The sequence below is a fragment of the Taibaiella koreensis genome (assembly GCF_003545715.1).
GTDB lineage: Bacteria > Bacteroidota > Bacteroidia > Chitinophagales > Chitinophagaceae > Taibaiella > Taibaiella koreensis.
Map to the genome: position 1 here is coordinate 71,026 of NZ_QVNU01000005.1, position 24,482 is coordinate 95,507.

Consider the following 24,482-nt stretch of genomic DNA (forward strand, 5'->3'; position numbering starts at 1 on the left):
GCCTGTTTACATTTCGAATCGCTCAATGTGACAGGCTTGAGGTCTTTTGGAGACAGCCTCATTTTTCTTTGTCCGGCAGATCGAATGTTGCCATCACGGTTGCACTATCTAACCTTTTATTTTCCCTGGTGGCATTTCTTTCCATTTCATCCCGGATAGCCTTTCTTACAGATTAAGTAGCGAACGATTATTGCTTGCTGATCTTAAACGTTTGACTGCGCAGATCGTCCTGATACTGGATGATGTAATAGCCTGCGGCTAATTCACTTACCGGAATGTCTATTTCAGAGCCTGTCATCGCCGTCTTATACAGTTGTTTACCGGAAACATCCATGATCCGGATGCTAGCCGCGCCGCTTACAGGCTGGGAAGTATGCAGGGTTAGCCTGGCTTTTGCAGGGTTGGGATAAACCTCAACAACGAAGAAGCCTTCCTTCACAACGGCATACGCAATATTGCTGTACTTACCACTGCCATCTTTATCCATCATTCTTAAACGATAGTAATTAACACCCGTTGCCGGTTGCTCGTCGATGAACTGATAACCGCCACCGTCAGGATATTTAGCCGGAACCGTGCCGATGCGGCTAAAGTGCTTCGCATCAAAGCCGCGCTCTACCTCAAAATGATCCACATTGTATTCCCTAGCGGTAGACCAGGTTACTTCGTTGCGGCTTCCGATATTCTTAGCGCTGATCTCTTTCAGGCTAACCGGCAAGGGTGTATTAGTACCGGAAGTAATAAAAAAGCCGCTGAAGCCGGAAACAGGGAAAGCAAGGGTCCAGTAATTGCCATTCCATGTAGTCGTGATCTGGCTATTGGCAACAAGCTCCTGCTGCGCTGCATCATACTGCCCGCCAGGACCATCGATACCGGAAGAAGGCAGACCGTGGAATTGCAGCACACTGATATTGGCCTTGCCGGCAGTATCTGCCGGTCCTGTAGGCAGTAGAGGCCAGCCTGAAGAATGGCTGGCGATATAGGTATTGTACGCATCAAACTCCGATTGCAAGGCGTATATTTTCACCATTGCCGTACCATTGCTGGCGGGTTGCAGATCGTAGTGGCGCTGTACATAGGGGCGGGCGTTGAATGCCTGTACAGTACCATCAATGGCCAGACCCGCATTGACCTGTCCCAGCACATTGCCTCCGTTTGTATCCACGATAGCAGCAATGGGCTGACAGCTCGCGTTGGCATAATTGTAGTCCATACCGTCTATGTGCATATTGCTGGCTGTAGCATTGGCCGTGGGCAGGCTATTGCTCATCGTCGTTACAGCGACTACACTATTTGCCGAAGTATCGTTACAGCCATTACTACCTGTAGCAATAAGGCTATAGGCGCCGGCATCGGCACTTGTGCTACCAGGCTTATTGAACAGGGCCGACGTAGCCAATGGAATATCGGCGCCATCCTTTTGCCATTGATAACCGGTAGCATTGGTTGCCGTTGCATTTAATACGATCGGGTTAGAAGAACATACTGTTGTGCCAGCCAAAGGCTCTGTTGTGATTTTGGCAGTAAGACTCACCATTTTGGGGCTTGAAGTTGTTGCGCAACCGGCGAAGCTGGTAACGATGGCGGTATAGCTGCCTGCAGTGGTCGGTATATAGCTGGTATCTGTAGCCGGCAGATATTTTTGAATACGGTTGTTACCATTATCCGTTACGAACATATTACCTCCAGCATCCAGCATTACGCCGGCCGGGGTTGCTAATTGTGTTGCACCGTTGCCTGATATTCCTGTTCCGGCAATGGTAGTACCCGACGATGCCCCTGGTGTCCATCGCTGGATCCGGTGATTGTTCAGGTCGGAGATATACAAGTTGCCGGTGCCATCGATATAAACATCAGCGGGTGTATTCAATTGTGCAGGACTGTTGCCTGCGCTGCCATTACCGGCAATTACCGTACCAGCACTGGCGCCCGGCGCCCATTTCACTACCCGGTTATTGGCATTGTCGGCTACATAGATATTACCCGCTGCGTCGAGACGGGAAGCGTAGGGAAAGTTAAGCGAAGTATTGGCCGTACCCGAGGTACCGGCGCTGTTGCCAGCCACGGTAACCCCCGAAGTCGCACCCGGCAGCCATTTTGAAACACGGTGGTTGTAACATTCGGTCACATATAGATTACCGCCGGCATCCATCGTCACGCCTATAGGTTCGCGCAACAAATGAGGGGCGGCACCTGCGCTTCCGGTAACACCGGCAACGGTAGTACCTGTGATGGCGCCCGGCGTCCATTTCTGTACACGCTGGTTATTAAGATCGGCAACATATACGTTTTGCGCTGCATCTACATAAATACCTTGCGGCCCATTGAGCTGATTGGCGCCGCTGCCCGGACCGTTACCGCCGGCTACAACAACACCTGAAGATGCGCCCAGCGCCCATTTGACCACCCGGTTGTTGCCCGCATCGGCGATGTAGATATTGCCCGCTGCATCAATAAAGCTGCGATTAGGGCTATTCAGTTGCGTAGGCCCGCTTCCCATAGAGCCTCCTGCGACGGTGGCGCCACCGGTTTGCCATGCCGCATTAGTTTGCGCAACGGTGCTTCCCGACTGCCATTGTATTTGTGCCGGTACCGGTGTTGCGATAGCCATCAGCTGGCCATCAGTACAATTTGTGCCGGCAAGGGTAACCACGGGATAAGGGTTTACTTTCAGCTTGATATAGGCCTTAGCTGTCGAAGCGGCACAAACCCCTGTAGTATTGGTCACGATTACGGAAACAGAATCTCCATTGACAAATGCATTGTTAGAAAAACCGGCCGCATTGCTCATTGCAGTTGCGTTTTTATACCATTGATAAGATGGTGTAACCCCATTGGTAACCGTGGTGCTTAATGTTAGCGTAGTACCGGCACATATTTCGCTGCCCGGATTGGCGCCGATCGCTACGGAAGGCAGGCCATTTACGTTGATCGTAGTATTGCCGCTTGCGGTAGCAACACAGCCTGCGTTACTTTTTACACTGACAAGATTGTATTGATAGCTACCTGAGGTTGCTGTGGGTGCAGCAACCTTTATGATAGAAGGCGGCGTCACCGGCCATGATGTCGTATAGCCGTTGTTCTGGTTTTGATAGGCGTTGATCGGAGCAGAAGAATACTGCACATTGCTGGCATCGCTAAGGATCAGCTGAAGATTGGCTTCACGCTCCCAGCAACAATCCTGGCGGTTTACCAGCTCTATGTGATCGAGAAGATAAGCAGCGCCGAGATCGATCTGCACATATTCGTTAGCGCCGGTGTTCTGAGAGTGCCAGTAATTGGCCGTATTGTTATCGGTAAGGTTAGTGATCGGGTACGGGCTATTGGTACTGTTGGCTGTTCCGCCTTTACCAAGAGCTACGTTATTGCCCGTTACGGCTTCAATGGCGCGTAATTCAGCCAGGTGCAGGTAGGCATCTGCCGCTGTGCTGTTTTGTTTTACACGGACGTAACGGATAGGGGTGTTTGCAGGTGTAGTGATCGTTTGATTGGTACCACCATTAATGTTATAAGTAAAGGTATAAGGTGGTGTACTACCCGATCCCGTAAAAGTAACGAAAGGAGCTGTCGCATTCATGCAGACAGTAGCCGCGCCCGTAATGGTTCCGGCAGGACTGGCATCAGTTATAGCAGAAACGGTATCGCTGGCAAGGCCCGAACAGCCCGCGCGGCTTACCTTAACACTGTAAATGGTGGTACCGGCGGCGGCAGTAGTCGTTTGTTTTTCCAGATTGGAAGCGATAGGCATCGCGCCCGTACCCGACCAGGTGTACATGTAATAGTCCTGTTGCTGTGTATTGCTGATGGTGCTCCAGTTAGCTTGCGCCGGCGTTCCCTTATCGTCGGCCAGGGAACCGCCGTTGAAGGAATAACGGGCAACAAGCGTTTTACCTGGAATAACTACATCTGACTTATTCTTAGCAACCATGATCTCCGCTGCTGTAAGCGGCGCATTCCAGATACGGACATTATCCAGCTGACCTGTAAAAGCGCCGAAACCGCCAATGCCGCCCGAACCGATGCTCGGGTACACATTAGGCATGGCACTGGTCAACCCCGTACCTACGAGCGTGCCGTTCACGTACAAGCTGGGTTGTTTGTTGGTATAAACGACAGCTATATGGGTAAAATCATTGGAAGGAAGCGTTCCGTTATAAGCGAGCAGGGAGGGCAGGTAAGAATTGCCGTGCTCACAAACGTTGATACCATTGGTGCCTACAGAGACACCGGCGCCGCCGTTGGTACCACTCTGGAAAGGCATAATCGCAAAGCACTGTCCGCTGGTTCCCGATGTACCGCCTGTCGCTGGCGCAATCGCCGTTATCGTATTGCTGGGTTTCACCCAGAATTCCATAGTGAAATTATTGGCCACGGAAGTGATATTGGCAGTACTGCTGGCCCCGCTTTGCGTACCGGAAAAAGTCGCTACTTCTTTTGACGGCGCCAGGCCCGAAGCATACAGGTCTATGGCGCTGCCCGCACAAGCGTTTGCCAGCGTATCGGAAGCAACAGCTATATAAGTAGGATTGACGGTAACAGTTACCGGCACGCGTGTAGTAGCGCCGCAGGCAATACCATAGCTGATGAACACTACACCCAGCGTATCCCAGGCCCCTTGTGTATGGATCACATTATTGCAATAGATCGGATTGGTATAGCTGCTGCCGCCACCGCCATCGCCGCTGGCAGTACCGCCGCCGCCACCATACCAGCCACCGCCGCCGCCACCGCCATTGTACTGGCTGGAGTAGGCTCCTGAACGTCCGCCCTGTCCGAAAGTGCCTTTAAGTCCCAGGTTAGTCCCGGTCGTTACGCCATTCAAAATGCCGGGGCTTCCACCTGTATTTTGTGTGGCGCCGCCGCCCACCTGCGCTACACCGGTACCGAGAGCCTGGTATCCGCCATCCTGCCCGGTAAGGCCGCCGCCGTTTCCGGTATTACTATTCAGGTTGCCGCCGTTGGTAGAATTATTACCGGTACCGCCGCCGCCGCCGGCTACCAGCACACGGTTCAGCAGGCCTGTTCCGCCAATACGGATATCAGTGGCATCGCCACCCCTGCTACCATTGGCTATTATACGGGCGCCGCCGCCATTAAAATTGCTTTGTCCGCCTACGTAGATATTCAATACCTGTCCCGGTGTTACATTCATCACGGTTTGTACGCGGCCACCTTTGGCTCGGTAACTTTTGGCGGCAGATGTCCGTTCCCCGGCAGAACCATAAGCGTCTATGTTTATACTGGTAACGCCCGGCGGTACTGTCCATGTTTGTACGCCGCCGGTATAGTCAAAGCTCCGGCTGAACTGCAAGGGAACGCCTTCGGCATAATAAGTTGTGGTTACAGCAGGTGTCACAGGCAATGAAGTATCAGAAGTCGTAGTCCCGACCAGGTTGCCTCCTGTGGGCGCATCGTACCATCTGGTAAGTCCCAGGTAGACAGCCGACAAACGGCTGATAGCCCCACCGCAGATCAAGGAAGGTGTTGCGATCACATTGGCAGCCTGGGTGCTGGCAACACTTACTTTTACTTCCTTACGCGCACCGCCGTTGGCCGATACCCAATAAGATTTATCTGTGCTTAAATTACCGGTATTGTAAGTAGCATTGGAAGAAAGTAAAGTTCCGCCATTGGCGGCATCGTACCAGGTAAACGGCCCGGTACCCGAAGCGGTCAATGAAGTAGCGGTACCACTGCAAATCGTCGTATTACCAGTAACGGCCGCCAGCTTGCTGACCGTAATTACGGAGGTGGCCTGCGCCGTACAGTTATTGCCGTCTGTTGCGGTAACAGTATAGGTGGTCGTTTGGGTAGGTACTACGGAAAGGGCGCTGCCGGCAGGGGCATCGATATTTCCCGGGTTAGCCGACCATGAATAGGTAGCGGTAGCAATGGAAGAACAGGTAAGATTAAAGATATCGCCTTCAGTCACGGTAGCATCGCCACCCGTGGTAAGGCCTAAGCTGGGGCGTACGGTCACGATCACCGTATCTGTTGTAGTGCAGCCAGAGCCGGTACCCGACACAATATAAGTCGTGGTGCCAACAGGGGACACATTTACGGAAGCGCCGCTGAGGTTGCCAGGATTCCAGACATAAGTACTGGCCCCTGAGGCGGTCAATGTGGTGGTAGCACCATAGCATATCGTTACATCTGAAGATGCGGTTGTCTTATTTACATTTACAGTAGTAGTCCCGGAAGCGGAACAGCCGTTGGCACTACCTGTAGCCGTATATAAAGTATTGGTAGCAGGGCTTACCACAATAGATGCGCCTGTAGCATTGCCCGGCGTCCAGGTATACGTGGTAGCGCCCGATGCGGTCAACGTCGTATTGCTGCCGAGGCAGGCAGTAGGGTTAACCGGTGTTACAGTTACCGTAGGCGTTTGGTTCACCGTTACAGCAACATCCGTCCGGGAGCTGGTTAAGCCGCCAACGGTCTGCTCTACATACCAGTGAAAAGTGCCTACTGTATTCTGAACGGGAATGGTGTAACCTGCGACAGAACTTTTGAGGCTGCCCCCTGCAGGAGCATCCCACCATCTGAACGTAGCGCCGGACGCACCGGTTGCGGTCAACGAGGTGCTATTGCCGGTACAGATGGTAGTGGTACCTGTAAATCCCGGAGCAGCTGGCTGAGCATAAAGATCTATCCCTGGCATACAACATGCCAGCAGAAGCAAAGTGGTTATTTTATTCATCGCGATTGGTTTCTTGACAATGCGAAGATACAATAGCAATTTTAAAATTTTATTAACACTCTATTTGCTTTTCAAAGATTCTTAATGAATAAAATAACCTTAAAAAAAATATCTCGTTATTTGATCATTATTAACAAATAAAACAATCAATTTATAAATATATTTCAAAGAACATTTTGAAATCCTGAGAAGATAATGTCATACAGGATATTACAAATGTTGTTGACAATAATTCTATAGATAAGAAACCTACCCCATCGACAGGAAATTTGCTTTCCGGATCTTTGAAAATTACAGGATGATACAAGTCCTGCCATGTCATAAGTCCTTGCTCCAAAGTCATAAGTATTGGGATCAAATGCTTTTCCAATTTCCCTCGTAATTAATGATACTATTGCTCCTTCCGCAGCTGACTTTCGTCAACTTCGACCGTCAATCTACAGGAAGAATAAAAGGCACAGGAATGGCAAAACCCTGGAAAGTATGTCACAGTAATAAGAGCCTTGGATATCATTGATCAATATGACTTGAAGATTATGGGTTAAGCAAAGCTTGCTAGCGGCTTGTATTCCTGATCATATCGTAAAGAACAACATCCAGATCATCCCCGGAGAAACATAATGCATGAGCACTAAGCCCCTCTTTACCAGAGTGTTTTTTGCCGCTTATCAACTTAATGATACCGGTAGTAAAGCGATGGTGATAACTGAAATAAAGTTGCAGCGGCTAATAAGACCTTTAAGGTTCACCAAATCTATTTTATGAAAAAGAAACAAGTAAATCTGAAGCGTCTTGCTATCAAAAAGAGCGTAATTTCTCACCTCGATGCAAGTGTCATCCTGGGCGGTGCTGCCACAATTACACCCATATCTTTTTGCGGGGAAATATGCCCAACGAGGCAGGCAAACTGTACAATGGCTGTAACTTGTAATGACAGCAACACGCCTGATGGGTGTGGTACAGTAGAGCGAACTATCTGCGTTGCTTGCTAATCACTAGCATCGTCTATCAGGGCCACCCATTTAAAGGGTGGCCTTCTCATTACCCGTCCAGCTCCGGCACATCATCTATGATATCCTGTTGTGGTGGCTACGTTCCTCTTCATTTTTGCTGGCGGAGGGAGAGGGATTATTTCATGATCCCTTAGTGGTGGGGACTACAGCAAAAATGAAACCATTCGCTGCACGCATTATTTTCTTATATTGACTATCCGGATAAAGGAAACAAAGTTTTGCACGTCTATATATATCAGCTGGGACGCTTTGCTTTACCCCTCTTTTTATTTGGTGTTACTATCTTTTCTTTTTTGCTCCGCCAAAAAAGAAAGAAAAAAGGCGGCAAAAAAACAATGCTCCGCTGTTTTTTTGGCCGGCGCACCCGGGCTTAAAAACAGATAGCAACTTTAATGCAGCATTGCCGGGCATAGGGTCATAAATCAACGTTTTAATAATTGACATAAAGGATCATTTCTTTATTGCTACTATTTTAGCTGGTTTCCTATATCCGGATAGTCAGATTTCTTATTTATGGATGTTTGGGCAAGCTCACATACTTTCATCATGAGACAAGATGTATCCTCAGAAAGAATAAGAAATGGTAAGATTATGAAAAGGATAGTTTGTCATAAGTTTTAAGTCATTCATTCCCTTTTGGAAAAGATATAAAAAGAGCCGGGTTAAAAAACCCGGCTTTGCTCATACTTATACCCAGCCAGTATTAGGGCTGATATAAGATCTTGAACGTTTCCAATCTGTTATCATGCTCTATTTTTAATAAATAGGTTCCTGCAGCCAGAGAGGAAAGTCGCACTACTCGAACTAAACCATCTTTGGGTATATCTGCCCGTACCTGGCGGCCATTGATATCGATCACCATGATCCTGGCTTGCTCATACCCGGAGGGCATAGCCACATATACAGTCCCCTCTGTTACCGTTGGGTATACACGGACTGCATGATTACCGCAATCGAAACCAAGGGCTTTTACAACAGTGGTGCTATGCTTTCCGTCAGCATCTATCTGCGCAACACGGTAGTAGTTCATACCGGAAACAGGGTGTTCATCAATAAAGCTATAGTCCTGCACTTCGGTGCTGTTGCCTGCAGCCTGTACTTTACCAATTACGTTGAAGCTGCGGCCATCGGCACTCCGTTCGATCTCGAAATGATCGTTGTTGTGCTCCATTGCTGTGCTCCAGTTCAATAAGGCCCTACAGCCGTCTTTGGCTACATCGAACTTGCTGAACAATACAGGAAGCGGGGTACCGATGCTGCCGATCCCGATAGCCGTAATACCGGCAATCATAGTACCGCTAAGCGTAGCGTCTTCATTTGTGCCGGTAGCTGTGGCGATGGTACTAAGGTTTATCCAGGAGGTACCATTCCAACCCACAAGACGAAGTTCCGTCGCTGATACGCCTGTTGCACTCAGGTCAGGTATGGAAACAGTAATGGTAAGCCCTGCCCCGGTACCGGATACCGGTATCCAGTCCCATTGACCGGTTGAGCTTACCGAGGTTATCGGCGCTGTAACAGCGGTAACAGGGTGCATTGCATTAGCATTGGAAGGATCGCCAGTCATACCAGGATTTCCGGGTATCCAGGCCACACTGTACTGGTCGGTGACAACTGCTGGTGCAGAAATGGAAAGCGTACGGATATTCGCTCCCCAACCTATCGGGAAGGTAAAGGCATCGTTACCGGTTTTGCTTACATAACCGTTTACATGCTGAGCATCAGTAACACCACCGGTATAGGTAGCATTGTCTGCAAAATGCAGGGAACCTGTGTTGGTATTACTTCTTACCGTAGTCGTAACACCATTGCTGAACTGTATAGCATTTTTCACTACAATGCCTTGTGCATTGGTAATGGCCATAATATTACCTGCACCATTGTTGAAATGAACATTGAAAAAAGAAGGAGCTGTACTGCCACTTATCGTATTGCTGTCTGCACTCAGGAACAAGTCCATGCTACCTGTAGCAGCAGTCCATGATCCGTTATTTTGCAACAGGTTATTACCATGCTCATAAGTAGCATTGTTCGATAGGGTAACGATGCCATCGGCCAGCACGATGGTACCGCCGGGCGAGTAGTCGCTGTTGTAGCCGCCGTCGAGCACATAGGGCGCATTGCCACCACCGTAGGTAGTATTCTGCGCCTGTGCTGAAACGGTAACTGCAGTGACCGCAGCTAAAATTAAAAGTCGTTTCATTTGGAAGAATGATTTAAGGATGAAGAGACCGGACGTACTGACCGCGATAAAGCCTTCTGTTTACCATAGCATAAAGAAGGACTTTATCATACGTCAGCAACATTCGTTTTGATAAATGGACGGCAAAACTTATTTACCGGCTACTTTTGAAGTACCTTCAATCTCATTGATACCCATCATTTGTTCCATTTGCTTTACGCGCTCCATAAGTTGTGCCGTTGCCACTTTGGTTTCTTTCAACGATTTGTTTTCGGCTTGTAATGCCTCAATCTCTACCTGTTGCTCCTGTATAGCTTTGGTCAGTACAGGGATCAATTCTGTATAAGAAACGGCCAGTGTTTTATCGGCATCTTTACCTTCTGTTACCAGGCCTGGCAATACTTTGGCTACTTCCTGCGCAATGAACCCGATCTCGTGGCGGTTATACTCCTTCTCCTGGATGGTGTTTTTCTTTTCGTATTCTACCGGACGAAGTGTCATAATTGTGGAAAGACCATGTTGTGTATTGCTGATATTACGTTTCAGACGTGCATCGGAAGTCAATACTACGCCACCGGCCCTTACGGTATTAGAAGCATTGATATCGCCTATTACATGTAGTTTGTAAGTGGGCGTGATTGTTCCGATTCCTACAAAACCACTGCTGTCGACAGACACAACCGGATTGTTCGGACCATTTACGTTGAGGGTAAGCCTTGATTTTAATGTTGTTCCGTCGCCGAGGTATACCGATTTAATACGGCTGATCTCAGCAAATGAACCATTGACCAGTGTGTTGAAACGCAGAGCACCTGCATTATCGCCGGTCTGAGCATTTTGCGGCGCCGCTGCTGTTCCGCGTGCTGTCCACATACCAAAGGCAGGAATGGTGGCGGTACCATAAGAAAAGATGTCGACATCATCGACCTGGCCCGAACCACCGCCGTCATTGATAAATGAAGCGGCAGACCTTGTTGTAGGCGCATTGTTTGATACGACTAAGCTACCGCCCTCCACCTGAAGCTTAGAAGCGGGTGCGTTTGTACCGATACCTACATAACCACTGCTGTCGATGGTCATGGCCACCGCGGCGCTTGTATAAAACGTCATACTGGATTTGTTGTTGGTGCCATTTCCCAAATAGGTATTGGAAATCAGGTTTAACGAAGCCTGAGCACCATTGACCTGTGCACCGCTGTATAAATTACCCATATTGTCGCCTGCCTGATTATTGGCCGGTGTGGCGAATGTACCACGGGAGGAGAATGTTCCGAATGAAGGGCCTGTAGGCACACCGTAGGATTGAATGACCACGTTGTCGCTGTTGCCACTGCCGCCGCCATCATTGATCACCTGGATAGCGGGGGTGGCGGTGTTGGCGGTGTTCGATACCTGTAATGCGCCGTTGTTTACATGCAGCTTGGTTGCAGGGTCTTTGATCCCGATACCTACGTTACCGGTGTTTTTCAAGGTGAACTGATCCAGTAATACCGTGTCGTTAACTGAAGGACGGGCCGACAGGTAAAGATTGCCCGCAAGCGCAGCACCGGGGCCGGAGTTGGTAAACAGGGCCACATCGTTGGCCAGGCCGCCCGCGTTGGTAAGGTTACGAACGATGCCATGGAGGTGATTGCCCAGGGTGACACGCATCCTGCCGGTTGTTGCCGTAGTCGATGTCACGCGGATATCAACATCTCCTGTATCGGCAACCTGCAGTTTTGTTTCCGGTGAGGCAGTTCCGACACCTACAAAACCACTGCTGTCGATCGTCATGCTGTTCATACCACTTACAGTAAAGTTCAGACTTCCTTTATTGTTTGTTCCATCTCCCAGGTAGGTTCCGAAAACCCGCACCGTGTTGGCGAGACTGCCATTCACCCGCGCGCCGAAATAAAGATTACCGATAACGTCTCCTGCCTGGCTGTTTTCTGGCGCGGCTATCGTACCACGGATAGTTTGTGTGGAAAAAGAGGGCAGTGTATTGACGCCGTAAGAAGTGATGGTGATATTGTCATTATTACCCTGGCCACCACCCTCTTTGATCACCTGGATAGCAGGGCTCCCCAATGCAATCGAATCGGAGGATATTCTTAATGAGCCGTTATTGACATGCAGCTTTGTCGCCGGTGCAGTGGTGCCGACACCTACATTGCCTGCAGGGGCTATCCTTACCTTTTCCGTGTTATTGGTACGGATCGTAAGCGGTTGGTTGTCGGTAGTACCGATAAAGTTGGTGGCCGGAGTAGTGCCGGTGTTGCCGGTAACATCCCAGCCGGAGTTGGTTGCGGTGGCAACAACCCATACCGGTGCGGCGGGCGTTCCCGTATTCACCTGCACCTGATTGGTCGTTGTATTATAGATCATAAGGCCGGTAGCCGGACTTGTGATGGCATTGCGCTGTGTAGTAGTCATTCTGGGCAGCAGCAAGCCTTTGTTGTTGCCGGTGCCGCTGGTCACTTCCAGCATGGCGCTTCCGTCAGGAGCACCAGGGGTGCCGATCTTGGTTTGCGCAAACGCAGGGCTTGCGGCGAGCAGTACAAGGCCCCCGAAAAGGTAATACTTTTTCATAAAAATAATGTTTTGGTTTAGCCGATATTGGCGGAACAAAGGTGAATGTTCCGGGAGAAGCCAATTGTATGAGAAGGTCAAAACTTCACCTGCTAATGTATCCGTATTTTTTTCGCTTTTCGCAATATGACTTTGTATGATTAATCACTACAAAGGCGTATTACACAGGTCAAGCATTATGTATTATTCTGCCTTACGGCTATCTTTGCCGGGTATGTGTTATCTCATTTGTAAAAAGACCGCACTGTTATTCATTACACTTCTTATAGCGCTGAACGTAACTGGTATAACATCAGATTACAGTGTAACACATTATACCAATGAGAATGGCCTGCCGCAAAACAGCATAAAGGGAATTGAGCTGGATAAAAACGGCTTTCTTTGGCTGGCAACAGAATCCGGGCTATTGCGTTTTGATGGCCGGCAATTTAAATTATATGACCGGAAGCACTTCCCGGTTATGGTATCGAACCGCATCATTGGATTTATGGGATTGACCGAAGATAATATGGTCTATTTCTATGATGAGCATCTAAACTACTATTCCTTTAATCAACAACAGGAATTAACCCGTATAGATGCAAAAGCAATTCGGAGAACACCGGACGGTTATGACCCACGGCAATTGGATCTGGATAAGATAAATGGTAAAGACGAAGGCTTTTTAGGTATCAGGGATACCGTTTTCTATATATCCGGTAACAAAAATTTATGGATACGTCGTTTACCGGATGTCAACCAGGAGGTATATACGGTCGTCGGACATTTGAACGAAAAGCTTTATTACCTGAATAAGCAGTTAAAAATTAAAAGTATTGATAAGAAAGGGAACATAAAGGACGTATTGCTAAAAGGCGTTCATCCCGATCTTATGGTAACTGGTCCTTACAATTATTGTTTTTTCCAACAAGCCCGGGACTTGTATTTATTAATAGGTAAAGGCATTTATCAACTCCAGGAGACGGGTGAACAGGAACTGACGGCGGACTTGATGCTGCAAACCGATGTTCCGGGTATCTATGCTTATCGCAACTACCCATCCCTTAATCTCCAGGCAATAGGTTCCTTAACACACGGACTTTACCTTTATCGAAAAAAACAATTTAAGACTTTGCGCTACCCCAATGGGTATGGTAATTTCTATTCACAGGCTGTTTACCGGGACACCGGCGTGCTGACCAACTGGGGCTTAATCTATCCTTCTTCTTCCAGGTTCGGTTATCCTTTAGGTATCAGGGATATGGGGAGAAGCTTACTGCGGGATGCCAGGGGACATTATTGGATAAACTCATGGCTGCTCCGGGATGGAAAGTTCTATAACGTTATTGAACTGGATGAACAGCTGAAAATGGTGAAAAGATACAGCGGGAAAAGTGCGCTCTGTTATCAGCAAACACCAGACGGTACGATATGGGTATTGACGCATGATGGGTACCAGTATCGCATGGGCCGGATCAGCGGAGATTCTGTAAAATTGATACCTGGTCTCCGGTCAAAAACGCCTGTTATCACTTTTCTGCCTGAGAACAATGAAGCATTTTGGATAGGGGGCGTTAACAGCTTCGTAAAGCTGAATGTACGTACGGGTAAGGAACAACACTACAAGAGTCTTGAACAATTTACTATCGAAACCTTATACCTGGATGCTGATAAAGTATTGTGGATCGGTACAACGGGTAATGGTTTCTTTGCCTTGAAGGAAAATAAGGTCTACCAGCTTCCGTTGGATAGCAAGAACAACCTGAGTAATGTTCACGCTTTCATTGAGGATAAAAGTGGTTTCCTGTGGATGAGCACCAATAACGGTTTGTTCCGCTGCAGGAAAGAAGAGCTTACCCCTTTTATAGATCATAGAACAGCTACTGTTTATTACCAATATTTCAGCAAGGAATCGGGTTTCAATACGAACGAATTCAATGGAAGTTGCACGCCATTTGCGGTAGTCCTGGGCAACGGAAAATTTTCATTTCCATCCCTGGATGGGCTTGTACAATTTTACCCGGACAGCATCAACGAAGTACTTCCTGTAAGCAAAATATTTGTCGACAAATTATTAATTGACGGGAAACCACAACTGTTGACGGGCAATAGGATCAGCATCGATCCTTCTTTCAAATACCTTGAAGTGCAAGTGGCTTCGCCTTACTTTGGACATCCGGCCAATCAAATGCTGGAATACAGGCTTACTGGCCTGGATAGCGCATGGCAACCTTTAAAAGAAGACAATACCGTAGTGTTCAATAATCTCGCCTACGGCAAGTATAACTTACAATTCAGGAAACGTGCCGGCTTTGGTAACAGCAACTTTGTTACAACAAGCGTACTATTGTCTGTTAAGCCGTTCTTCTACCAGACTATTTACTTTAAAGCCGCGCTATTGATCGCTATGTCCCTGCTGGTGTTCTTAATTGTAAAATTGCGGTACGCCTACCTGGTAAAACGTAATAAAGCGCTGGAACAGGAAGTGGAGCAACGTACACTTCATTTGCGTAGTGCCAATCACTTAAAAGAAAAGATACTGATGATGGTAGGACACGACCTTCAATCGCCGTTACATTTCCTTGGCTATCTTTCCGAATCCAATTACGATGCTTTGATGTCTAAAGAACACGAAAAAGCGGGCTTAATAAGCAGGGAGATGAAGAACACGACGAAGAAGATCTACGCCTTTGTTGACGAATTTAACCTTTGGGCAAGAGCACACGATGAGCGGTTCAATTTAAAGAAGATGGTATTTTCTTTAGATACGCTCCTTAATGAACTTCACGTTTTTTATAAAGAGATATTGGAGATTCGTGGCAACAGGCTTACGTTTACGATGAGCAGGGCGTATGAGTTGTATACCAACAGGGAGCTGCTCAAGGCAGTATTGCGCAACCTGGTGGATAATGCGAATAAGCATACCCGCGACGGTGTGATTGACATTTATTGTACAGAATACGAGCATGAAACGTGCCTTATCCGGGTATCCGATACCGGTAACGGTATGTCACCTGAAGTCCTGAGCAAGCTGAGAACATTGATCTCCGAAAGAGATAAAACCTTCGCTATAGAACCGGGCAGCAAGTTAGGCTACCAATTCATTATCGATTTTGCCGTCAGGTTAGGCGCAAGTATAGCCATAGACAGCGAAAAGAATAAAGGTACAAACGTTTCCATCTATGGTATAAGGTCCGGTGTTTCCACCTTCGGGACGTTGCATCATCATTGAAGACCGTAAATGGAAGCCAATTCATTCAGCTCCTTTCTTTCCCCGATTTCCAGCTTATCGTAAACACGTTGTTTCAATGTATTTACCGTACCATATTGCACCTGAAGTATTTCGCTGATCTGTTTTTGCGTAAAGTCTTTAATAAGATACATAGCCACCTGAAACTCCCTGGGACTAAGCCTTTCAAAAGGACTAATGGATGTACCCTCTAATGAATGTTGCAATAAGCTATCTGCCAATTCCTGACTTACATATTTTTTACCTGCAAGAACGGTTGCGATTGCTTTTGCAATTTCCTTTTTAGGTGTATCCTTTTTCAGATAGCCATGTGCCCCCAAATGGATGGAACGTAACCCATAAAGGGTTTCGTCATTCATGGACAAGATTAAGATTTTTACTATTGGATGAATGTTTTTTATGTAGGGCAGTAAAATGCTGGCGTCGGTGTTAGGCATTACCAGGTCGAGTAAGATCAGCTGATATTCCTTTTTCCTCATCTGTTCTATTACACTTTCCGCATCCCAGGCTTCATCAACGATATAATCCGGAAAAAATTCCTTAAGCATCATAGTTAATCCGAAGCGGACAATGTCGTGATCATCAGCGATTAAGATTGATTGCATGTTGGTTCGTTTGGCACCACGAAGGTAATTATTCAATTCGGTTTTGCACAGGCCGGCAAACGAGAAAACAACTTTAACGCTTTCTTTGGCTTTGCGTTATGTGAAAAGATACACAATGCTGAAAATACACAGCCTGCCCTACCCAAAAAACAAGGTGAAGCCGAAGGGCGGCATTTATTTAAGATATCCTGACTTGCTTAAGTGAACAGAATTCGAACTTCGATCGGCTTATAATGAGTGAATTGCGAGATGCACATCAAATTAATAAAACAACAAAACCTGCTACCAGAGCGGGTTTTGTTCATTTCGAAGGAGGGAGAAAGGGATTATTTCATGATCCCTTAGTGGGGGGACTACAGCAAAAATGAAACCATTCGCTGCGTTCATTATTTTCTTATTTATGAATGTTTGTTTGAGCAAGCTCACAAACATTCATAAAAACAAAAACCCGACTATCGTCGGGCTTCATTTTTGCTGCGGAGGGAGAGGGATTATCTGCGATGATCCCTTTAGAGGAGGCAGCAGCAAAAATGAAGCCGGTCGCTGCGCTCCTTGTTTTTTTGTTTTTTCAATTTGCTGAAATTGCATTTCGCAAATCATAAAAACAAAAAACCCGACTATCGTCGGGCTTCATTTTTGCTGCGGAGGGAGAGGGATTCGAACCCCCGGACCTGTTACAGTCAACAGTTTTCAAGACTGCCGCAATCGACCGCTCTGCCATCCCTCCGGGCGCAAAATAAAGACAAGCACCCCAATTTTCAAAAAAAAAGTGAAAGTATTTTTCAAAGCCTTTGCCACAGCGGCTTCCATAACAATCCGTTCACAGACCGATGCCGTATCTTTATGTAAAACCAACAAGATCATGTTTAAGAATTTCGTGAGAAATGCCTTGCTGTTGCTCCCTCTTGGCTTTAGCGCCTGCGCGCAGCAACCGGATATCAGCCATTCCCCTACTTTTGCAGAAATGAATCAAAAACAAACCGATCATAAAATGTCAGAACACAAAACGGAGATTGCCACTTTCGCCGCGGGCTGCTTCTGGTGCGTAGAAGCCCAGTTCCAACAGCTGGAAGGCGTACAGAAGGTAGAATCGGGCTATACCGGCGGCCATGTGGCCAACCCTACTTATAAAGAGGTATGCACCGGTACTACCGGACATGCCGAGGCCTGCAACATTACCTACGATCCTGCTGTGATCTCCTATGATGAGCTACTGGCGGCCTTCTTTATGGCCCACGACCCTACCCAGCTCAACCGTCAGGGTAACGATATCGGCACGCAATACCGCTCCGGTATTTATTACCACAATGAGGAGCAAAAGGAAAAGGCGGCGTATTATATCAAAAAGCTGAACGAGGAAAAGGCCTATGACGGTACCGTGGTGACAGAAGTAAAGCCCTACGGCGCTTTCTATAAGGCTGAAGATTACCATCAGAACTATTACAACCAAAATGGCGAGGAAGGCTATTGCCGCATGGTGATCCGGCCCAAGCTCGATAAGTTCAAAAAGGTATTTGCAGGTAAGCTTAAGCAATAAATAACCTTTACTCTTCAAACCAAAAAGCGATCCGGCCTCTTCCTGGCCGGATCGCTTTTTACTATCGTTCTATTTCAGAAAACTATTTCTTAAACCACCGGAACACATCCATGCCATTGGCATAGAGCATCAGGCACCTATGGTCTATCCCTGGCACCTATTACAAGCACTACCTTCTGTACACAGGAGACTATTGCCAGGTCCATCTACGGTTACTCCGCAGCGTGGCCTCGTTATCAATGTAGTCCAGGTAGGTAATGGCCAGGAATGAGTTTCAACTCGAGTTCCTATTATGTCCCCCCCTTTCACTACAGCTGAATGCGTAGGAGCCAATTCAAAAATAGACATTTTCTTCAGATGAAGTTTTTTACCCAAATGTTTCTTTTTCATAAGAATTAGTATTTATCGTTAAAAATAAAAACGAATATACCAAATAATACTATTAAGAAATTTATTTCTTGAAAATTCTAAATATATCCATACCGTTTGCATAAAGCATTAAGCCCAGAAGCAGAACAAGCCCTATAGTTGTGGCTACTTCAAGCACTTTTTCATTTACCTTACGCCCGGTGATCATTTCAATAAGAGTAAAAAGCACATAACCGCCATCTAACCCGGGGATAGGCAAGAGATTCATAAAAGCCAGTACAATTGACAGGAAAGCCGTAATGGTCCAAAACGCTTCCCAATTCCATTGCTGCGGAAAGATATTGGCCATTGAAGCAAAGCCACCTAACCCCTTGTAGGCTTTGGTTTTGAAATCAAGAATCAACCTAAACTGTCTGATATACTTGTTCAACTGTTCCCCGGCCATACGAATACCGGCGGGGAAGCACTCCAGGAAGCCATAACGATGGGTATCAAGCTTCACCATTCCCAGCTTTTCCATATCAAGTATTGACAGGCCACCTCTCTGTATACCCAAAGTACCCGAATCGCTTAGCTGGATCTGCGTTTGATAGGATTTACCTTCACGCACATAAACCAAGGACACAAGTTTGCTTTTGTTGGCCAGTCGAATAGAGTCAAATATTACGTTGTTAGCAATCGCTACACCGTCTAGTACAGTAATATAATCTTTTGCTTTAAGACCGGCCTTATCCGCACTGCTCCCCTTGGTCACCTCGACTATTGTAGGTGCATACGCCACACCAAAAAAGGCTTTACGTTTATCGATCATCTGCGAAATATAATCCTTGGGCAGGGTGATCACTTCATGCTTCCCATTCCTTTGTACTGTAATCGTTTTGGCATAGATTAATTCATCTATAATATCATCGTAATAATACACCTGTCTGTCATTTACAGAGAGGATATGATCGCCGTCCTTCAATCCGATCTTGTAGCCTAAAGAGTCCCGTATCTCTATTCCACCCTTCATCTGCGATACAGGCATCCGCTTTTCGCCCCACACAAACAAGATCATAGCATAAATAAGAATGGCCAGCAACACATTGACAATAATGCCGCCCAGCATAATGAGCAGGCGCTGCCAGGCTTTCTTGGAACGGAACTCCCAGGGCTCCGGCGGCTTGGCCAGCGCCTCTTTGTCCATGCTTTCATCTACCATGCCGGCGATCTTAACATAGCCGCCCAGCGGGAACCAGCCAATACCCCATACGGTATCACCGATCTTCTTTTTGAGTAGTGAAAAGGGAAGAATATTGCTGAAGGGAAAAAGGAAGTCGAAGAACAAATAGAATTTTTCAACCCTGGTCTTGAACAGGCGGGCAAAGAAAAAATGCCCTCCTTCATGTAAAACGATCAATAAAGACAGGGCCATTAAAAACTGGACTACCTGCACCCAAACTCCTGACATATATTTCTAAATAAGGTTGTTGATGTTGTTAGGGATAATAGCGAATGTACGGTATCGCTGTCAACTATACAATTGACTGTTCTTTACAAGACGTTCCGTAAGCTTGCGGGTCTCCGCATCTGTCTGCTCCAATGCTTCCAGGCTGGGATGCTCAATAAAGGCTATATCGCCCAGGGCCTGTTCGATAATATCATTCATTTCGAGAAAACCCACTTTGTTCTGCAGGAAGGCGTGCACCACGATCTCGTTTGCCGCATTGAGGATGCAGGTGGCATTGCCCCCTTTATACATAGCCTCTTTGGCCAGGGCCAGGTTGCGGAAGGTTTTATAGTCGGGCTGCTCAAAAGTAAACTTGCCGAAATCGCGGAAGTCGAAACGCTTGAAATCATTAGTCAGGCGCTGCGGAAAAGTAAGGGCGTACTGTATCGGCAACTTCATATCGGGGAGGCCCAGCTGCGCTTTCAGCGATCCGTCCTTAAACTGTACCAATGAGTGAATGATAGATTGCGGATGGATCACCACATCGATCTGGTCGTTCTCCAGTTCGAAGAGCCACTTCGCTTCGATCATCTCCAGGCCTTTGTTCATCAGGGTTGCGGAGTCAATGGTGATTTTGGCGCCCATCGACCAGTTGGGATGCTGCAGGGCATGATCTTTCTTTACATTGACGAGAAAGTTAGGCTTTTTGCCCAGGAAGGGTCCGCCCGATGCCGTAAGGATCACTTTATCCACGCTGTCAGCACGTTCGCCTACCAGACATTGGAACAAGGCCGAATGCTCGCTGTCGACCGGCAGGGGAAGAATATTCTTTTCCCTTGCCTTCTGCATCACGATCTCTCCGGCTACTACCAGCGTTTCCTTATTGGCAATAGCAACCTGCTTGCCGGCATCTATGGCGGCCAGGGTCGAATGCAGCCCGGCAAAGCCTACGATAGCGGCCAGCACCATATCCACGCTTTCCCATTGCACTACATCGCATAGCGCTTTGGCGCCGCCAAACACTTTTACGTCGGTAGCGCTGAGCGCCTGCTTCACTTGTTCGTATTGCTGCTCATTGGTTACCACTACGGCATTGGGCTTATATTTTATCGCCTGTTCCGTAAGCAGGGCAGCGTTGTTGTGCGCGCTCAGTATCTCGACCGAAAACAGGTCGGGATGCGCGTCCACAACGCCAAGGGCCTGCGTACCTACAGATCCGGTAGAACCCAATATAGCTAATCGCTTCTTCATAGATTGGTCGCAAAGGTAAAGAATTGAGGGGAACAAAGTTCAGCGCTACCATTTAAAGCAACAGGGCCAGGGAATGGCCTTTTGCACCAAAAAAATACCCCGGAAATGATACCGGGGCATTGTACAAAACGATGTTAAATTATCTAGAAGCTAAATTGCGCCCTGCAGGTAAAGATACCATCCTTCAGATCTTTGTCGTAGCCTGTGAGCGCCGTCTTTTCGTTGATCGGATGCTCGTACCAGAACACAAGCTTGAGGTACGCATTGATGTAATAAAGATAGCCGCCGCCTATCGTGTTGTAGCGGATATCGGCCGGCGACAGCCCCTTCTCCTTACTGATCTGTTTACCGCTGACGCGGGTATTGGGATCGTACCAATCGAACTTCAGCACCACCTGGTGCTGCCAGCTGCCCAGGTGCTGCAGGAAATAAACATAAGCGCCATCGAAAGGACGGGTTGCCAACGGCAAAGCCGCTCCTGCCCCATCGACAGGATAAGTGCCTGGCGTGGTACTGTTGGTCAGGCTTGCCGTTTGCAATCCTCTTATGTACTCGGCACGGAATTCAGTTTGCCCGTTACGGTTGGGAATTACCAGCTGAACATCGGCGCCAAAGTAGCGCCGGCTTCCATTACGGCCGATATTGGAAGCAAGGGAATCGGATTGCATTCTCCATATGCCATCCTGCTGCTGCATGGTATAGAGGCGTGCATTCTGATTGGTGATGCCGCCGAAATAACCGCTAAGTCCCCCCGATATCTTGGCGCCCATCGACTTGATCAATGTTTGCCGTCTAGAGCTTATCCTGAAGACAATGTCCTTATGGCTGTCGTACTCCATGGGGCCGGTAAGTCCCTGGCCGTTGTAGACGCCGAGGTCTATAGCAAACCATCTCATTTTGGAAGTGGCTTTCCGGGGATTGAGGCTGATCATAAAGCCCAGGTCGCGTTCCGTGTTCATGATCGTTTGCGACATGCGGCCACGCTCCGGCGCCTCCCGGAAGATGGAAGACAGCAGCACCTCATGGCCGAAAGGCCGCGCCATCATACCAGCCGAGAAATGGAAGAGCTCCCATTTGTTTTCGTAATAACGCCCCCAGAAGTCGCGGATATTCACACCCCGTTCTGTACCGTCAAACTGGAACAGAAAGTAAACTGAGGGCTTACCGTCTTCGGTATAATGCGCAAAGTCGGTACGCAAACGGCCGCGACGCAAGCGGAAACGGTTGTCGGAGTTGGCGCCCCAGTCCCCACCCTGGAATATATTGGGACTACCCTTGGATTCGGCATACTGAAACTGCGGCTGAAGATAGCCGCTGAAGCCGATCTGGCCGAACTTATTGTACAGCGACAGCATATTCTTACCCATGCGGGTAGAAGTATCGATCATGTCTGTCAATAGCTTGCCGTTGTACAACGACGATTGTATGTCCGTTTTCAGGTTTTGGGAGAAGGCAGTTGAGCCGCTAAGCACACATAAAATAAGCGAGTAAAAAAGTAAAGTTTTCTTCAAACGTCAGATTTTTGGCCGCTAAAGTATCCGAATATTGTTAATCGGTTGTTTATGTCGTCAAAAGAAACAATTACTTAACCTTAAAGATACATTGAATTAATGTAATGATAATAATTTGGTAACATTTCATTCATCGGCCAACGATGCCGGGTCCCAGAACAGCCTATCAAAATCCACCACCTTATCATTTTTTACCCGTATCCCTTCCTGCTCGAGCAGCTCCTGCATTCTTGTAAGCGTAGCAAAATGGTGCTTGCCGGTCAACAGCCCCTTGCTGTTAAGTACCCGGTGCGCCGGCACATCGGGATAAGGGCCGGCAGCATGCATGGCCCAGCCTACGATACGTGCCGAACCGCCCGTTCCGATACACCTTGCGATCGCACCGAACGAGGTTACCCGCCCTTCCGGAATATGCCTTACGATATCAAATATGAGGTCGAATAATGCATCCTTCATAAGTAAGGACTATATAATTGGTGATAGAATTTAAAGGAAAGGTCCGGTATCCGGGCAAAGCCTTTTCTATGCCTACCGTTCCGTTTTCTCCTTCAGCAGTTGGGTCCGCCGCGGCTCCGGTACATTTTGATAATCATAGGGGCAATGCCTGCAGCCATTGCCGCAGCAATAGCCGCGGTGCAGCAGGTAATGTGCCGTCAGCACCATTTTCCCTTCCTCGTTGAAATAATAATCGATCCCTTCTTCGATCTTCATCTGTACCCTGGAGTTAAAACAAAAAAGGTTGTCCACTGCACGCAGCCGACAACCCCTTGTATCTGACGACGGAGCGCCGGCTATCCCGGTATCCGGGACATATACTTTTTCATTTCATTCAATTGCTCCACGATCTGCTCATTCTTGGGCTTGGCTGCTTTTGCTTTACCATAGTAGAATTTAGAGCCTTTAAAATCGCGACGCTGCAGGCAGATAGAGGCTAGCTGCAGGTAAGCGGTGGCATTGCTATCCGCATCGGGCAAGCCACTTTTTACGGCTTTACGCAAATGCTCGTAAGCTTCTTTCATATTGCCTTTACGATAGGAGATGGAGCCCAATTGCAGCAAAGCGGTGCCCTGGAAGTCCTTGTCGGCTACGCCGGCTTCCAACCCTTTGCGTAGTTCTGCCTCGGCGGCATCCAGATCGTCGCCCATAGTCGAAAAATTGGCTTTCAACATATAATAAGCAGACCGGATGGGCTTGTACAGCAGGTTGGGGTATTTTACCCTCTTCAATATCTTTTGTGCACCCTCCACATCACCGGCTTCGATATAACGCTGCATAATGGTAACCGGTCCTACCATAAAATGGGCCACCACCATCAGCACCGCGATCAGCATGGGCAGCCAGCCCAACCACCAGGTTACTTTAAAGCCCAGCAAAAATCCCAGGGCAAGCATGACTACTGCAAGGCCTAAACGGTTGAATACAATAAAACGACGTAACGCGAACATAAAAGGGTTTCAATTGGAGCGCAAAGGTAGTACAATTAATGCCGCCCGGCAAGAGGCGGCAACAAAGGCCCTATCCTATTTTAGCCATGGCCTATAATTGCCTGCGAAAGCATATTGCACATTTATTAACAATTCAAAAGAGCGTCCCGATAAGGATAAGCGCTTCCAGATCGCTTTATTTCTTTACATAAAGCATGAACAAACATATAAATATTCGTTTGACTTACTGCTGCTTACAGTAAAATAACCGTTCGTAAACAATTTAATACCGTTTGTAAAATTCCATTACATTTTTAATTATTCATTTTGCTATTTCGCAACATTGTACAAATATTAACAAAACAAACAAATTGTATTTCATGAAAAAATTTGCCCTCATTGCAATGATCGCCTTCGTTGGCGCATCCTCTATCACCTTCACCTCCTGCAGCAAGAAGAAAGATTGGAGCTGTGACTGTACGATTTCCGGTTTAGCAGGCGGTACGCCCATCCTGGACAAGAAAAAGGGTGATGCAGAAAAAATGTGCGACGACATTGAAAGCCAGGGAAACACTTTGATCCCCGGAAGCACTACCTGCTCTCTGACAGAAAAGAAATAAGTTTTATCATCTTATTCGATAAAAAGAAAGGTCGGGAAATTCCC

General features: G+C 47.6%; 14 protein-coding genes and 1 tRNA gene. 3 read left to right on the forward strand and 12 right to left on the reverse strand.

The features are described from left to right. Positions 1-187: 187 nt before the first annotated feature. From DZK30_RS16705 to DZK30_RS16715, 3 genes are all read right to left on the reverse strand, one after another. Complete coding sequence (locus DZK30_RS16705) at positions 188-6,700, reverse strand: Ig-like domain-containing protein (RefSeq protein WP_118975319.1); 6,513 nt, start codon at positions 6,698-6,700, stop codon at positions 188-190. A gap of 1,716 nt (positions 6,701-8,416) precedes the next feature. After that, positions 8,417-9,916, reverse strand: coding sequence for a T9SS type A sorting domain-containing protein (locus tag DZK30_RS16710; protein WP_118975320.1), 1,500 nt, complete (start codon positions 9,914-9,916; stop codon positions 8,417-8,419). Positions 9,917-10,045: 129 nt separating this feature from the next. Continuing rightward, the gene (locus tag DZK30_RS16715) at positions 10,046-12,463 is read right to left on the reverse strand and encodes a tail fiber domain-containing protein (RefSeq protein WP_118975321.1); all 2,418 of its coding nucleotides are present in this window, start codon (positions 12,461-12,463) and stop codon (positions 10,046-10,048) included. A gap of 214 nt (positions 12,464-12,677) precedes the next feature. Here DZK30_RS16715 and DZK30_RS16720 point away from each other — a divergent pair, with 214 nt between their 5' ends. After that, positions 12,678-15,674, forward strand: coding sequence for a sensor histidine kinase (locus DZK30_RS16720; RefSeq protein ID WP_205529475.1), 2,997 nt, complete (start codon positions 12,678-12,680; stop codon positions 15,672-15,674). On the opposite strand, the gene DZK30_RS16725 is transcribed toward DZK30_RS16720, so the two are convergent. Further along, on the reverse strand, positions 15,668-16,297 hold the full coding sequence (locus DZK30_RS16725) for a response regulator (protein WP_118975323.1): 630 nt from the start codon (positions 16,295-16,297) through the stop codon (positions 15,668-15,670). The genes DZK30_RS16720 and DZK30_RS16725 overlap by 7 nt on opposite strands. 642 nt (positions 16,298-16,939) lie before the next feature. Further along, a tRNA-Ser gene (locus tag DZK30_RS16735) sits at positions 16,940-17,024 on the reverse strand. A gap of 135 nt (positions 17,025-17,159) precedes the next feature. On the opposite strand from DZK30_RS16735, the gene msrA reads away from it, so the two are divergent. Then, the gene (msrA, locus tag DZK30_RS16740; RefSeq protein ID WP_118975619.1) at positions 17,160-17,834 is read left to right on the forward strand and encodes a peptide-methionine (S)-S-oxide reductase MsrA; all 675 of its coding nucleotides are present in this window, start codon (positions 17,160-17,162) and stop codon (positions 17,832-17,834) included. Positions 17,835-17,978: 144 nt separating this feature from the next. On the opposite strand, the gene DZK30_RS26600 is transcribed toward msrA, so the two are convergent. The 7 genes from DZK30_RS26600 to DZK30_RS16770 form a co-directional block, all read right to left on the reverse strand. Next, a complete protein-coding gene (locus DZK30_RS26600) occupies positions 17,979-18,224 on the reverse strand; it encodes a class I lanthipeptide (protein ID WP_205529476.1) in 246 nt (81 codons plus the stop codon). Between the two features lie 61 nt (positions 18,225-18,285). After that, positions 18,286-19,653, reverse strand: coding sequence for an RIP metalloprotease RseP (gene rseP, locus DZK30_RS16745; RefSeq protein ID WP_118975325.1), 1,368 nt, complete (start codon positions 19,651-19,653; stop codon positions 18,286-18,288). Between the two features lie 60 nt (positions 19,654-19,713). Beyond that, positions 19,714-20,883: a 1-deoxy-D-xylulose-5-phosphate reductoisomerase gene (locus DZK30_RS16750; protein WP_118975326.1), complete on the reverse strand. Its 1,170-nt coding sequence runs from the start codon at positions 20,881-20,883 to the stop codon at positions 19,714-19,716. 143 nt (positions 20,884-21,026) lie between these two features. Further along, positions 21,027-22,394 carry a porin gene (locus DZK30_RS16755; protein ID WP_240432942.1) on the reverse strand — a complete coding sequence of 456 codons (1,368 nt, stop codon included), beginning with the start codon at positions 22,392-22,394 and terminating at the stop codon, positions 21,027-21,029. Between the two features lie 126 nt (positions 22,395-22,520). Continuing rightward, a complete protein-coding gene (locus tag DZK30_RS16760; protein WP_118975327.1) occupies positions 22,521-22,850 on the reverse strand; it encodes an MGMT family protein in 330 nt (109 codons plus the stop codon). A gap of 72 nt (positions 22,851-22,922) precedes the next feature. Continuing rightward, positions 22,923-23,105, reverse strand: a complete 183-nt coding sequence (locus tag DZK30_RS16765) for a DUF5522 domain-containing protein (RefSeq protein ID WP_118975328.1) — start codon at positions 23,103-23,105, stop codon at positions 22,923-22,925. An 80-nt stretch (positions 23,106-23,185) separates the two neighbouring features. Then, positions 23,186-23,839, reverse strand: coding sequence for a tetratricopeptide repeat protein (locus DZK30_RS16770; protein ID WP_118975329.1), 654 nt, complete (start codon positions 23,837-23,839; stop codon positions 23,186-23,188). Positions 23,840-24,198: 359 nt separating this feature from the next. Here DZK30_RS16770 and DZK30_RS16775 point away from each other — a divergent pair, with 359 nt between their 5' ends. Further along, positions 24,199-24,438, forward strand: a complete 240-nt coding sequence (locus DZK30_RS16775; protein WP_118975330.1) for a hypothetical protein — start codon at positions 24,199-24,201, stop codon at positions 24,436-24,438. Positions 24,439-24,482 lie beyond the last annotated feature (44 nt).